Annotated in this window: 14 protein-coding genes; 11 read left to right on the forward strand and 3 right to left on the reverse strand. The window is 67.6% G+C overall.

Annotated elements, in window-relative coordinates; all coding sequences use genetic code 11:
- Nucleotides 1-208 precede the first annotated feature (208 nt).
- The 8 genes from coxB to UAJ10_RS14240 all read left to right on the forward strand — a co-directional run bounded on the left by coxB (nt 209) and on the right by UAJ10_RS14240 (nt 7078).
- On the forward strand, nt 209-1099 hold the full coding sequence (coxB, locus tag UAJ10_RS14205; RefSeq protein WP_322915949.1) for a cytochrome c oxidase subunit II: 891 nt from the start codon (nt 209-211) through the stop codon (nt 1097-1099).
- A 56-nt stretch (nt 1100-1155) separates the two neighbouring features.
- Nucleotides 1156-2769, forward strand: coding sequence for a cytochrome c oxidase subunit I (gene ctaD, locus UAJ10_RS14210; protein WP_145611338.1), 1614 nt, complete (start codon nt 1156-1158; stop codon nt 2767-2769).
- Nucleotides 2770-2903: 134 nt separating this feature from the next.
- Nucleotides 2904-3815 (forward strand): heme o synthase, encoded by a 912-nt coding sequence (gene cyoE / locus UAJ10_RS14215; RefSeq protein WP_322915950.1) that lies wholly within the window; start codon nt 2904-2906, stop codon nt 3813-3815.
- Between the two features lie 44 nt (nt 3816-3859).
- Nucleotides 3860-4054: a hypothetical protein gene (locus tag UAJ10_RS14220; RefSeq protein ID WP_322915951.1), complete on the forward strand. Its 195-nt coding sequence runs from the start codon at nt 3860-3862 to the stop codon at nt 4052-4054.
- Nucleotides 4055-4192: 138 nt separating this feature from the next.
- Entirely contained in the window at nt 4193-4798 is a 606-nt protein-coding gene (locus tag UAJ10_RS14225) for a cytochrome c oxidase assembly protein (protein WP_322915952.1), read from the forward strand.
- A 185-nt stretch (nt 4799-4983) separates the two neighbouring features.
- The gene (locus tag UAJ10_RS14230; RefSeq protein WP_040845183.1) at nt 4984-5853 is read left to right on the forward strand and encodes a cytochrome c oxidase subunit 3; all 870 of its coding nucleotides are present in this window, start codon (nt 4984-4986) and stop codon (nt 5851-5853) included.
- Nucleotides 5854-5891: 38 nt separating this feature from the next.
- Nucleotides 5892-6326 carry a DUF983 domain-containing protein gene (locus UAJ10_RS14235; protein WP_322915953.1) on the forward strand — a complete coding sequence of 145 codons (435 nt, stop codon included), beginning with the start codon at nt 5892-5894 and terminating at the stop codon, nt 6324-6326.
- Nucleotides 6323-7078: an SURF1 family protein gene (locus UAJ10_RS14240; protein WP_322915954.1), complete on the forward strand. Its 756-nt coding sequence runs from the start codon at nt 6323-6325 to the stop codon at nt 7076-7078. Before UAJ10_RS14235 ends, UAJ10_RS14240 begins: the two co-directional genes overlap by 4 nt.
- Nucleotides 7079-7170: 92 nt before the next feature.
- Here UAJ10_RS14240 and UAJ10_RS14245 read toward each other — a convergent pair whose 3' ends face one another.
- Together UAJ10_RS14245 and UAJ10_RS14250 are read right to left on the reverse strand one after the other, a co-directional pair.
- A complete protein-coding gene (locus tag UAJ10_RS14245; RefSeq protein ID WP_322915955.1) occupies nt 7171-7749 on the reverse strand; it encodes a hypothetical protein in 579 nt (192 codons plus the stop codon).
- Nucleotides 7746-8318, reverse strand: a complete 573-nt coding sequence (locus UAJ10_RS14250; RefSeq protein ID WP_322915956.1) for a hypothetical protein — start codon at nt 8316-8318, stop codon at nt 7746-7748. The genes UAJ10_RS14245 and UAJ10_RS14250 overlap by 4 nt, the downstream gene beginning before the upstream one ends.
- A 323-nt stretch (nt 8319-8641) precedes the next feature.
- Here UAJ10_RS14250 and thrC point away from each other — a divergent pair, with 323 nt between their 5' ends.
- From thrC to UAJ10_RS14265, 3 genes are read left to right on the forward strand one after another with little or no spacing between them, the layout of a single operon-like run.
- Nucleotides 8642-10063: a threonine synthase gene (thrC, locus tag UAJ10_RS14255; protein WP_322915957.1), complete on the forward strand. Its 1422-nt coding sequence runs from the start codon at nt 8642-8644 to the stop codon at nt 10061-10063.
- Nucleotides 10060-11346: a M16 family metallopeptidase gene (locus tag UAJ10_RS14260; RefSeq protein ID WP_322915958.1), complete on the forward strand. Its 1287-nt coding sequence runs from the start codon at nt 10060-10062 to the stop codon at nt 11344-11346. The genes thrC and UAJ10_RS14260 overlap by 4 nt, the downstream gene beginning before the upstream one ends.
- 52 nt (nt 11347-11398) lie before the next feature.
- Entirely contained in the window at nt 11399-11989 is a 591-nt protein-coding gene (locus tag UAJ10_RS14265) for a GNAT family N-acetyltransferase (protein WP_322915959.1), read from the forward strand.
- On the opposite strand, the gene UAJ10_RS14270 is transcribed toward UAJ10_RS14265, so the two are convergent.
- On the reverse strand, nt 11986-12486 hold the full coding sequence (locus UAJ10_RS14270) for a DUF2199 domain-containing protein (RefSeq protein ID WP_322915960.1): 501 nt from the start codon (nt 12484-12486) through the stop codon (nt 11986-11988). The two genes, UAJ10_RS14265 and UAJ10_RS14270, sit on opposite strands and share 4 nt — an antisense overlap.
- Between the last annotated feature and the right edge of the window lie 82 nt (nt 12487-12568).

Below are 12568 nucleotides of genomic sequence, written 5' to 3' on the forward strand. Positions count from 1 at the left end.
CGTCGCCGCTTCGTCCCGCCGCAACGGGAGGTGGGGGAGGGGGGCAGGTCGATCAAGGACGGGCCCCCATAATAAACGGGAGGATGGGACGGCATCCCGCGTTCGGTGCGGCGCCTGAACAGGGGGCGTGCGGGGCCGGCGTGGGTCACCAGGACAATCTTCGGGTGGGACGTGTCGCGCGTCCCCGGCAACGAGAGAGTGGTAAGGGATGTCCGTACGCAAGAACGCCGCCGCCTTCGCGGCCCTTTTGACGGCCCTGGCGGGGCGCGCTTCGGTGGCGCTGGCCGACCCGGTGGTGAGCATGCCCGAGGCGGGCAAGCTGGGCATGCAGCATGCCTACTCGCCCGTGGCGGTGCAGCTGGAGAATTTCCACAACCTGCTGCTCTACATCATCATCGGCATCGTCGCCTTCGTGTCGCTGCTGCTGCTGACGGTCATGGTGCGCTTCAACAAGCGCGCGAACCCCGTCCCGTCCAAGACCAGCCACCACACCCTGCTGGAGGTGGCGTGGACCGTGGTGCCGGTGCTGATCCTGGTGATCGTGGCCGTGCCGTCCTTCCGCGTCCTGTACTACGGCGACCGCACGCCCAATCCCGAGATGACGGTGAAGATCACCGGCCACCAGTGGTATTGGTCCTACGAATACCCGGACAACAACGACATCTCCTTCGACAGCAACATCGTCTCCGACGGCGACCTGAAGCCGGGCCAGCCCCGCCTGCTGACGGTGGACAACGAGATGGTGGTGCCCGTGGGCACGCCCGTCCGCCTGCTGCTGACCGGCGCCGACGTCATCCACTCCTGGTACGTGCCCTCGCTGGGCGTGCAGCTGCACGCCGTGCCCGGCCGCATCAACGAGACCTGGCTGCAGGCCAGCACCGAAGGCACCTTCTACGGCCAGTGCACCCTGATCTGCGGCACCAACCACGGCTTCATGCCCATCGTCGTCCATGCCGTCAGCAAGGAGGACTACAAGGCCTGGGCCGAGAAGACCAAGACCGCCGGCATCGACGCGGGCCGCGAATTCCTCGCGTCTCTCGAAGCAGCGAAAGGGGCCACCAAGACCGCCCTGGCGACGGACAATGGCGCCGCGCGCTGAACCGGCCCCGTCTGACATTTAACCCCGCCTGAGATTAAACGAGGGGAACTGGAATTATGGCGCACGCAGCCCACGATACGGCTCACGACGCGCATCACGACCATAAGCCCGGGTTCGTGAAGCGGTGGTTGTTCTCGACCAACCACAAGGACATCGGCACGCTCTACCTCATCTTCTCCGTGATCGCCGGCCTCATCGGCGGCGCCATCTCGGTGATCATGCGCATGGAACTGCAGGAGCCGGGCATCCAGATCCTGAACCACCTGTCGGCCGACATCGGCCAGCAGTGGAACGTGCTGATCACCGCCCACGGCCTGATCATGGTGTTCTTCGTGGTCATGCCCGCCGTCATCGGCGGCTTCGGCAACTGGTTCGTGCCGCTGATGATCGGCGCGCCGGACATGGCGTTTCCGCGCCTGAACAACATCAGCTTCTGGCTGCTGGTCCCGGCCTTCTTGCTGCTGGTCTCGTCCTCGCTGATCGGGCCCGGCGCCGGCACCGGCTGGACCATCTACCCGCCGCTGTCCTCCACCGTGGGCCACAGCGGCCCCTCGGTCGACATGGGCATCTTCGCCCTGCACCTGGCGGGCGCTTCCTCCATCCTGGGTGCCGCCAACTTCATCACCACCATCTTCAACATGCGGGCGCCGGGCATGACCCTGCACAAGATGCCGCTGTTCGTGTGGTCGATGCTGGTGACCGCCTTCCTGCTGCTGCTGGCCGTGCCCGTGCTGGGCGGCGCCATCACCATGCTGCTGGCCGATCGCAACTTCGGCACCCACTTCTTCGACCCGGCCGGCGGCGGCGACCCGCTGCTGTTCCAGCACCTGTTCTGGTTCTTCGGCCATCCCGAAGTGTACATCATGATCCTGCCGGCCTTCGGCATCATCAGCCAGATCGTCTCCACCTTCTCGCGCAAGCCGGTGTTCGGCTACCTGGGCATGGCCTACGCCATGGTCGCCATCGGCGTGGTCGGCTTCATCGTCTGGGCGCACCACATGTTCACCGTGGGCCTGGACGTCGACACCCGCGCCTACTTCACCGCGGCGACCATGATCATCGCCGTGCCCACGGGCGTTAAGATCTTCTCGTGGATCGCGACCATGTGGGGCGGTTCCATCGAGTTCAAGCCGCCCATGGTCTGGGCCATCGGCTTCATCTTCCTGTTCACCGTGGGCGGCGTCACCGGCGTGGTGCTGGCCAACGGCGGCCTGGACGTGATGCTGCACGACACCTACTACGTCATCGCGCACTTCCATTACGTGCTGAGCCTGGGCGCCGTGTTCGCCATCTTCGCCGGCTACTACTACTGGATCGGCAAGATGTCGGGCCGGGAGCATCCGGAATGGGCGGCCCACCTGCACTTCTGGACCACCTTCATCGGCGTTAACCTGATTTTCTTCCCCCAGCACTTCCTGGGCCTGCAGGGCATGCCGCGCCGCATCCCGGACTATCCGGACGCGTTCCACATGTGGAACCAGATCTCCTCCATCGGGGCCTACATTTCCTTCGGCTCCACCTTGTTCTTCGTCGTGATGGCCCTTTATACCCTGATGTTCGGCCGGCGCGTCGGCGCCGACTACTGGAACACCGGTGAGACGACGCTGGAGTGGACGCTGTCCAGCCCGCCGCCGTTCCACCAGTTCGAGGTTCTGCCCCGCATCAAGTAAGGTGCTGAGGGTGGCACCGGGTGCATAGGCGACGACCGCGCGGGAGGGGTGGCTTCCCGCGCGGTTTTGCCTGATTAAAGACGTCATCGGTTCCCCGCATGGAGCCGACGACGTCGGATGAGATGCGAAGACAGATGACCGATACCGCCTTCGAAGGCCAGACCGCTCCCGCCCAGGCCGCCAGCCTGCCGGGCGGCGTGGCCGATTACATCGCCCTGCTGAAGCCCCGGGTCATGTCGCTCGTGGTTTTCAGCGGCTTGGCCGGCCTGGTGGTGGCGCCCGGCACTTTGCACCCGGTCCTGGCGGTGGTGGCCCTGTTGTGCATCGCCGTGGGCGCCGGCGCCGCCGGCGCCATCAACATGTGGTACGACCGCGACATCGACGCCGTCATGGAGCGGACCCGCGGCCGGCCCATCCCCCAGGGCAAGGTCAACCCGGATGAGGCGCTGGCCTTCGGCGTCGTGCTGTCCGTCGCCTCGGTCCTGCTGATGGGCCTGGCGGTCAACTGGGTGGCCGCCGCCATCCTGGGCGTGGCCAACGCCTTCTACGTCTTCGTCTACACCATGTGGCTGAAGCGCCGCACGCCGCAGAACATCGTCATCGGCGGGGCGGCCGGCGCCTTTCCGCCCATGATCGGCTGGGCGGCGGTGACCGGCGACGTCAGCATCGGCCCGGTGCTGCTGTTCTGCCTCATCTTCTTCTGGACGCCGCCGCACTTCTGGGCGCTGGCCCTGTTCCGCAGCGGCGATTACAGCCGCGCCGGCGTGCCCATGCTGCCCGTGGTGGCGGGCGAGGCCGCCACCAAGCGCCAGATGCTGGTCTACACCCTGCTGCTGCTGCCCATCGCCATCGCCCCCCACTGGTTCGGTGTGGGCGGCATGGCTTACCTGGTGGGCGCCACGGTGCTCAGCCTGCTGTTCATCCTCTGCGCCGTGCGGGTCATGCTGGACAAGACCCACCGCGCCGCCAAGCAGATGTTCGCCTATTCCATCCTCTACCTTTTCCTGCTGCTCGCCATCCTGATCGGTGAGAAGCTGGTGGCCTGAGGCTCTCGCTTGAGAGGGCCCCTCCGCATAGGAACCCTGACCGCATGGCCAACACCGTCAATCCCACCGGCACCCCCGCTGGCACCTCCTCCGCGACTGAGCCCGTCCTCGACGCGGCGGAGCGGGCGCGCCGCCAGCGTGGCAAGAACTTGGCGCTATTCTTCTCGCTGCTGGGTTTCGTGGCATTGATCTATGTCGTGGCCATCGTGCGCATGGGGCTGCACGCGCAAGGCCAGTAATCCTTCTTCCTCATAAATCAGGCGGGGGCGAACCCGCCATCGGCGCGCGAGGACGGCCGTCCACCGGAAGGGCGTCGTCAACGCCAGGGAGGCGACAGGTTGGCTGACACCCCAGGTCCCGATTCCCCCCAGAGTTTGATGGCCCAGACCCCGCCCGCGCGGCCCGACCTGGCCCGGCGCAACCGGCGCATGCTGGTGGGCGCGCTGACCATCGTGGCCGGCATGGTGGGACTCAGCTTCGCCGCCGTGCCGCTTTACCAGGTGTTCTGCAAGGCCACCGGCTTCGGCGGCACCACGCAGGTGGCGGAAAAGGGCGCCGACCGGGTGATCGACCGCACCGTCACCGTTCGTTTCGATGCCGAAGTGAACCGCGAATTGCCTTGGCGATTCCGCCCGCTCCAGAATTCGGTGCAGGTCAAGTTGGGGGAGGTGCGGGAAATCCGCTACCACGCCAAGAACCTGTCGGACAAGGCGCTGGTGGGCACCGCCACCTTCAACGTCACGCCCGACAAGGCCGGGATTTATTTCAACAAGATCCAGTGCTTCTGCTTCACCCGCCAGCGGCTGGAGCCGGGGCAGGAACTGGACATGCCCGTGACCTTCTTCGTCGACCCCTCGCTGGCCGACGACCCACACATGAAGGATGTGGCCACCATCACCCTGTCCTACACCTTCTTCCTGGCGGCCGACCAGACGGCGGCGGCCGTGCAGGATCAGCCCGCCAAAGCGCGCCCGGGCGGCTAAAGCGTACCCGGGCAATGGCTTCGAAGCCGCACAACCTCTGGACGGGCGGGGCAGGAACGTTTACCAAGGGAGTGTCCAGTCCCCCCGCGCGGGGGATCAGGGAGGGCACGAATAAGGACCGGGGCGGCAATGTCCGCCGTTATCTGACGACCACCGCGTTGTTTTGATCCGAGGGAAACAAGAACATGGCTGATGTCCAGGCTAACTCCGCTCCCGGAAATTCTGAGGGCATAAAGCAGCCCTACCACCTGGTGGACCCCAGCCCGTGGCCCTTGGTCGCTTCCGTCGCGGCGGGCCTCCTGACCAGCGGCGCCGTGCTGGGCATGCATGGCCATGGCTGGATCCTGGCCATCGTCGGCTTCCTGGGCGTGCTCGGCGTCATGTTCGCCTGGTGGCGCGACGTCATCGGCGAATCGGTGGTGCGCAAGCTGCACTCCCCGGTGGTGAAGATCGGCCTGCGCTACGGCATGACGCTGTTCATCGCGTCCGAGGTGATGTTCTTCGTCGCCTTCTTCTGGGCCTTCTTCGACACCAGCATCTACTTCAACGAGGCGCAGCAGATCGGCCGCGTGGCCGCCAACGGTGGCGTATGGCCGCCCAAGGGGATCGAGCCGGTCAACCCCTTCGACATGCCCATCCTGATGACCGTCATCCTGCTGCTGTCGGGCACCACGGTCACCTGGGCGCACCATGCGCTGGTCGAGGGCCGCAACAAGGAAGCGGCCAGGGCCCTGGGTTTCACCATCCTGCTGGGCCTGCTGTTCACCTGCTTCCAGGCTTACGAGTACATGCACGCCGAATTCGGCTTCGCCCAGAACGCCTACACCTCGGCCTTCTTCATGGCGACCGGTTTCCACGGCTTCCATGTCATCGTCGGAACGATCTTCCTGATCGTCTGTTTCTTCCGCACCCGCGCCGGCCATTTCACGCCCAAGAGCCACTTCGGCTTCGAGGCCGCGGCTTGGTACTGGCACTTCGTGGACGTGGTCTGGCTGTTCCTGTTCGTCAGCATCTACTGGTGGGGTTCCACGCCGCGCGGCGTGATCCCGCACTGACGCCGGGACCGTCCTTCCGTTCCTGACGGAAATGAACCTTGGAATCTGATGCCTCCACCGTCGCCCCGATCCTGGCGGGCTTGCGCTGCAAGTGCCCCCGCTGCGGTCGGGGCGATTTGTTCGTGGGTTTCCTCACCGTGGCGGAGCGCTGCCCCGTCTGCGGCCTGGACCTGGCCCGGGGCGACAGCGGCGATGGCCCGGCCGTCTTCCTGATCTTCATCCTGGGCTTCGTCATCGTGCCCGTCGCGCTGTTGGTGTCCATGCGGGTGGACTGGCCCCTATGGCTGACGGCCCTGGTCTGGGGCGTGGTCATCCTGGGCGGCACGCTGGGCCTGCTGCGCCCGGCCAAGGGCGTGGTGTTCGCCCTGCAGTACCGCTACCGCCGGGCCGAGTTCGGCGAGGATGACGCGATCCCTGGGAACAACGCCCCTGAAGCGGGCGGCCCCGACAGCGATAGGAATTCCGGCGCATGACTTCTTCTTCCACCGTTTCCGCCCCGGGCCCCGTGTCGAAGGGGCGCCGGCGTTTCCGGCCCACCTTCTGGGGCGGCTTGGTGGCTGGCGGCGCCATCCTGTTCATGGCGGGCCTGGGCACCTGGCAGGTGCAGCGCCTGTTCTGGAAGCAGGGCATCCTGGACCACATCCAGCAGCAGATGGCGGCCGCCCCGGCCGAGCTGCCGGCCAAGATCGATGATCCCAAGGTCTGGGATTACCGCCGCGTGCGGGTCACCGGCCATTTCCTGAACGATCACGAGCTGTACCTGGGTGCCCGCTCGCTGAAGGGCGCCCCCGGCTACGACGTCGTCACGCCCTTAGTGCGGACGGACGGCGGCGGCGTGGTGCTGGTCGACCGCGGCTGGGTTCCCACCCAGGGCAAGGATCCGTCGCGCCGCCCCGAAGGCCAACTGGAGGGCGAGGTGACCGTGGAGGGCGTGGCCCGCGTGCCCCCGCCGCGCGGCTGGATGCAGCCGGACAACCTGGTGAATGACAATTTCTGGCTGTGGTACGACCTGCCCGCCATGGCGGCCAAGGCGGGGACCGAGGTGCCGGAGCCGGTGGTGGTGGAGGCCGGCGCCACACCCAACCCCGGCGGCTTCCCCGTGGGCGGCCAGACCCGCGTCACCATCCCCAATGACCACCTGCAGTACGCCATCACCTGGTACTGCCTGGCCGTGGCCCTGGCCGTCATCGCCTACCTGCGCTTCAGCCGGGTGGAGACGGATTAAATCGGCGCGGCTGCGGTACCCGTCAGGTCCGGGAAAACCGGAAGGGGGGTGATCCTTCCCCGACCGTGCGCCGCCGGCGCCTTAGGAACAAATCAACTGGCCGCCAGCCGGGCCGCTTTCTCCGCCCGGGTCTCCAGCCCGCCGGTGCTGCCGGTCGCCGGTGCCGCGGCGTGGCTGGGGCGCAGCATCAGCTGGGTGACCCGGAAGCCGCTGCCATGGGGGAAGCGGCGTTCCAGGCGGGCCCGCGCGCCCTCATCGTCGCCGGCCCATAGCAGGAAGCGGCGGCGCTGCCACGGCACGGCGGCCGGCAGGGCGCTGTCGGCGACGGTGCCGCCCACCTCCACCGTGGCGATCCAGGCCGCGTCGGCGGGGTTGCGGCGTTCCTCCAGCACGAAGATGCGGTTTTCCGGGCGGGAGATGCGCTTGATGTCCTGCTCCAGCCGCGCGCATTCGTCCTGCAAGGTCTCCATGGTCAGCTGGATGTGGCGGCGTTGCTGCTTCAGGCTATAGGTGGCGCGCGCCAGGCGGCGGATGCGCTGGCTTTGTTCCCGCCGACGGTTGAGGGCCTGGCGGCGGCGGGCCTTGGCCTCGCTGACGCGTGTCCAGGCGCGTTCCCCGGTCAGGCCCGCGGTGACCACCACGGCCAGCAGGGTCAGCATCAAGGCGATCATGCCGTGCTCTCCTTCTGCGCGACCGCGTCGGCCTTGCCGCTATTGGCCAGCTGGATGCTCAGCAGCACATAGCCCAGGGGGGCGGGAAAATAGCGCTGCAGGTCGCGGCGGGCGTCGGCCAGGTTCTCCGACCACACTTCGATCATCTGCGGGCCGGCCCATTCCGGGTCCAGCGCCACGGCGGTCCTGGTGTCGCCCTGGGCCTGCTGCACCAGGCGGTTGACCATCCATGCGACGAAGCGGTTCAGGCCGGCATCCTCACGCCCCACCACGCGCACGGGGGCCTGGGCGCTGCGGCGCGCATCCTCCAGGTCCTTGTCCAGGGCATAGCGGCGGCGCCGCACTTCGCCCAAGGCGCCCTGCAGGGTCGTCAACTCGGCGCGCAGCTCCGCCTCGCGCCCTTCCAGCCGATTCTCGATCTGGGCACCCAGGGGCAGGCGGCTGAGGGCATGACGGAAGTCCGGCTGGCGTTCCACCGCCGCCTCGCCCAACTTGCCCAGAACCAGGATGATCAGGCCCGCCACCACCGCCAGGGTGCCGGCCAGCATGATCGCGTGAATCAGCCCCATGGTGCCGCGGAACGCCCCATCTCGAAGACCCCACGGCGCTCCGGAGCGATGCTTCGTCCGGTCCGACCTGTCGGGGAATGTTGCTATTGAACGGCGGCGCCAAGCCCCGGCCGTCGTTCTATTGCAGCGCAACCGAAGCCGGTTTCCAAGTGTCATTTCCGGGAAAATCGAATGTCCTGCAACGCCCCGCCGGGGCCTTGACAGTCCGCTGGTCTTCCCATGCGAATCACCCATGTTTCCATGGGGGGCTGGCGGGCTTGCGGGACCTTGGCGCCACTGGCTACTGTAGGGGTTCGCGTTGAGCCAAGGGATGGATGCCTAGGGTGGATTATATCAGCACGCGGGGCCGGGCGCCGGCCTTGGGCTTTGAGGATGCGCTACTGGCGGGCTTGGCCCGTGACGGCGGCCTGTATGTGCCGGCTGCCTGGCCGGCCTTCGACGCCGGCGCCTTGCGCGCCCTGCGCGGCCTCAGCTATGGCGAGCTGGCCACCCGCGTGATGGCCCCCTTCATGGGCGGCGCCATATCCCAGGATGAGCTGCGCGCCCTGGTGCACGACGCCTATGGCAGCTTCGCCCACGCCGCCGTCACCCCCTTGACCCAGCTGGGGCAGGAGGACTGGGTGCTGGAGCTGTTCCATGGCCCCACCCTGGCCTTCAAGGATGTGGCGTTGCAGCTGCTGGGCCGCCTGTTCGACCATGTGCTGGCCAAGCGCGGCCGCCGCATCACCGTGGTGGGCGCCACCTCCGGCGACACCGGTTCCGCCGCCATTGAGGCCTGCCGGGATCGTGAGCTGGTGGACATCGTCATCCTGCACCCCAAGGGCCGCACCTCCGAGGTGCAGCGCCGGCAGATGACCACGGTGCTGTCGCCCAACGTGCACAACGTGGCGCTGGAGGGCACCTTCGACGACTGCCAGGCCATCGTGAAGGCCCTGTTCAATGACCAGTCCTATCGGGATGAGCTGAACATCTCCGCCGTCAATTCCATCAACTGGGCCCGCATCCTGGCCCAGGTGGTGTACTACGTCGCGGCGGGCGTGGCGCTCGGCGCGCCGGACCGGCCGGTGGCCTTCTCCGTCCCCACCGGCAACTTCGGCAACGTCTATGCCGCCTATGGCGCCCGGGCCATCGGCCTGCCCATCCAGCGCCTGGTGGTGGGCACCAACAGCAACGACATCCTGACCCGCTTCTTCCAGTCCGGCACCATGGCCACCAACGGCGTGGTCCCCACCATCAGCCCCAGCATGGACATCCAGGTGTCCAGCAACTTCGAGCGCCTGCTGTTCGACCTGCTGGGCCGTGACGGCGCCGCCGTGACGGGCGTGATGGACGGCTTCGCCGCCAGCGGCCGCTTCACGGTGGATGAGCGCCAGTTGGCCGAGGCGCGGGGCCTGTTCGACGGCTTCCGCGCCGATGAGCATGAGACGGCGGAAACCATGCGCAGGGTGTTCGAGACCACGGGCTATCTGCTGGACCCGCACACGGCCGTGGGCGTGCACGCGGCCGCCCAGGCGCGGGCCGCCGGCACCGTGCCGGCCAACGTGCCGCTGGTGTCGCTGGCCTGCGCCCATCCGGCCAAGTTTCCGGACGCGGTCAAGGCCGCCACCGGCGTGCACCCGCCGCTGCCCCGCCATCTGGCCGACCTTTATGAGCGGGAGGAACGGGTGTCCGTGCTGCCGAACGACGTCGAGGCGGTCAAAGCCTTCGTGCGATCCAAATCCCGCGTCACGGGGGGCACCCGATGAGCGACGGCGCCATGGACACGAATTGGGGAATCCAGGTCACCACGCTGGACAACGGCCTGCGCGTCGTCACCGACAGCATGGCCGGGGTGGAGACGGTGTCGCTGGGCGTCTGGGTCGGCGTCGGCACCCGGGACGAGGCGCCCGAGGTCAACGGCGTCGCCCATCTGGTGGAACACATGCTGTTCAAGGGCACGCCCAAGCGCGACGCCTATCAGATCAGCCAGCAGATCGAGGATGTGGGCGGCCACCTGAACGCCTACACCACGCGGGAGCACACGGCCTACTACGGCAAGGTGCTGAAGGAGGACGCGGGCCTGGCCCTGGACATCGTGGCGGACATGGTGCAGCACGCCAGCCTGGACGCCGATGAGCTGGCCAAGGAGCGCACGGTCGTCCTGCAGGAGATCGGCCAGGCCGAGGACACGCCCGACGACATCATCTTCGACCATTTCCAGGCCACGGCCTTCCCCGGCCAGGCGCTGGGCCGCCCGGTGCTGGGCCTGCCGGAGATCGTGGAAAGGCTCAGCCGCGACGACCTGACCGCCTACGTCCAGGGGCACTATTCCGGCCCCGCCATGGTGGTGGCGGCGTCCGGCCGCATCGAGCACGCCCGCATGGTGGACATGGCGGCCGAGATGTTCGGCGCCCTGCCGGAGCATCGGGACTGGACGCAGGAAAAGGCCAGTTATCAGGGCGGCGATTTCCGTGACGAGCGCGACCTGGAACAAACCCATGTCGTGCTGGGCTTCGAGGCGGTGGGCGTCCACCACGAAGACAACTACGCGACCCAGGTGCTGTCCACCCTTCTGGGCGGCGGCATGTCGTCCCGCCTGTTCCAGGAGGTGCGGGAGAAGCGGGGGCTGGTCTACAGCATCTACAGCTTCGCCAGCCACTTCGCGGAGACGGGCCTGTTCGGCATCTATGCCGGCACGGGGCCGGAGCAGGTGGCGGAACTGGTGCCCGTGGTCTGTGGCGAGGTCGCCAACCTGGTGGGCAGCATTCGCGAGGATGAAGTGGCGCGCGCCCGCGCCCAGCTGAAGTCCAGCCTGGTCATGGCCTTGGAAAGCAGCATGGCGCGGTGCGAGCAGGTGGGGCAGCAGATGCTGATCCACGGCCGCCCCGTCCCGGTGGCGGAGATGCTGGCCCGCGTGAACGCGGTGGACGTGGATGCCGTGGAACGGTGCGCCCGCCGTCTGTTGGACAGCGTGCCGGTGGTGACGGCCCTGGGGCCGCTGGCCGGTTTGGAATTGTACGACCGCATCCTGGCCCGGCTGGGCCACTGAAGCCGGTAACGGTGGGGACGGCGGCGATGGGGGTAGGGAGGGGCTGAAGGCGGTGATACGGCTGTTGCATGCCGATATCCTGAGCACACCGGCCGTCCGCCTGGACGGGCCGCAGGTCTACCTGCGTCCGGCCCAGGTCAAGGATTGGCGGGAATGGGCCGATTTGCGGGAACGCAGCCGGGACTTCCTGGCCCCGTGGGAACCCACTTGGCCGGCCGATGCCCTGTTGCGCTCCTCCTTCCTGCGCCGGGTGCGCCGGCATACGGCGGAATGGCGCAATGACGAGGCCTACAGCTTCCTGATCTTCGAACGCTCCAGCGACCGCCTGGTGGGCGGCATCGGCCTGTCCAACGTGCGCCGGGGCGTGGCCCAGATGGCCACCATGGGGTATTGGGTGGGCAAGCCCTACGCCCGCCGCGGCTATACCAGCGAGGCGGCGAAGGCCAGCCTGGGCTTCGCTTTCGGCCAACTGGGCCTGCACCGGGTGGAGGCCGCCTGCCTGCCCACCAACCAGCCCAGCCAGGGCCTGCTGGAAAAGGTGGGCTTCGTGCGCGAGGGCTATGCCCGGGGCTATCTGCGCATCGACGGCCGCTGGGCCGACCATGTGCTGTACGGTATCCTGCGCGACGACTGGCGCGGTTAGACCACTCCGAGCGACTTCAGGATCTCATGATGGCGGTCGGCACCCATGCCGGTCCGTTGTTCCCGCGCCAGCGGCGACATGTCGTCGTTGGCCAGCTTCAGCATGGGCCGCTCGCTGGCGGTGCCGAACTGGATCAGCACCGGTTGTCCCAGCGGCGCGGCGTAGAGGTCGATGACGTTGGCCAGCGTGCCGGGCAGCGGCGGTTCCCCGCTACCGTCCGCCTCATACAAGTCCAGATAGCGCAGGAAGATCGACCGTCCGACCTCCGCCCACACGCCCCAGCCGAAGAAGTCCGCCTGGTGGGTGAAGGGGATGGGCAGGACGCAACGGATGAAGAAGCGCCCGTCATAGGCGCAGACGTCCTCGGTGAAATCGGCGGCGCCCTCACGGTCGCCCTCGGGAATGGCCCAGACCGCATCGGGCAGCTTCCAGGCCCACTGGGTGGGCAGGCCCTCATGGGTCTGGCCGCAAACACTGCAGACGAACGCCTCGCTCATGTCCGTTTCCCTCGCCGTTGTGCCTCCAAGATATGGCAACGGCCCGGCAGTTTCCCACCGGGCCGTTGTCCTGTGCGAGGCC

This window comes from Nitrospirillum guaranorum (assembly GCF_034653275.1).
GTDB lineage: Bacteria > Pseudomonadota > Alphaproteobacteria > Azospirillales > Azospirillaceae > Nitrospirillum.

Coding starts and splice junctions, on each gene's coding strand:
- UAJ10_RS14220 (WP_322915951.1), top strand. CDS start 3,860: ATGGCCAACACCGTCAATCCCACCGGCACCCCCGCTGGCACCTCCTCC.
- ctaD (WP_145611338.1), top strand. CDS start 1,156: ATGGCGCACGCAGCCCACGATACGGCTCACGACGCGCATCACGACCAT.
- UAJ10_RS14245 (WP_322915955.1), bottom strand. CDS start 7,749: ATGATCGCCTTGATGCTGACCCTGCTGGCCGTGGTGGTCACCGCGGGC.
- UAJ10_RS14270 (WP_322915960.1), bottom strand. CDS start 12,486: ATGAGCGAGGCGTTCGTCTGCAGTGTTTGCGGCCAGACCCATGAGGGC.
- UAJ10_RS14230 (WP_040845183.1), top strand. CDS start 4,984: ATGGCTGATGTCCAGGCTAACTCCGCTCCCGGAAATTCTGAGGGCATA.
- UAJ10_RS14240 (WP_322915954.1), top strand. CDS start 6,323: ATGACTTCTTCTTCCACCGTTTCCGCCCCGGGCCCCGTGTCGAAGGGG.
- UAJ10_RS14260 (WP_322915958.1), top strand. CDS start 10,060: ATGAGCGACGGCGCCATGGACACGAATTGGGGAATCCAGGTCACCACG.
- cyoE (WP_322915950.1), top strand. CDS start 2,904: ATGACCGATACCGCCTTCGAAGGCCAGACCGCTCCCGCCCAGGCCGCC.
- UAJ10_RS14225 (WP_322915952.1), top strand. CDS start 4,193: ATGGCCCAGACCCCGCCCGCGCGGCCCGACCTGGCCCGGCGCAACCGG.
- UAJ10_RS14250 (WP_322915956.1), bottom strand. CDS start 8,318: ATGGGGCTGATTCACGCGATCATGCTGGCCGGCACCCTGGCGGTGGTG.
- coxB (WP_322915949.1), top strand. CDS start 209: ATGTCCGTACGCAAGAACGCCGCCGCCTTCGCGGCCCTTTTGACGGCC.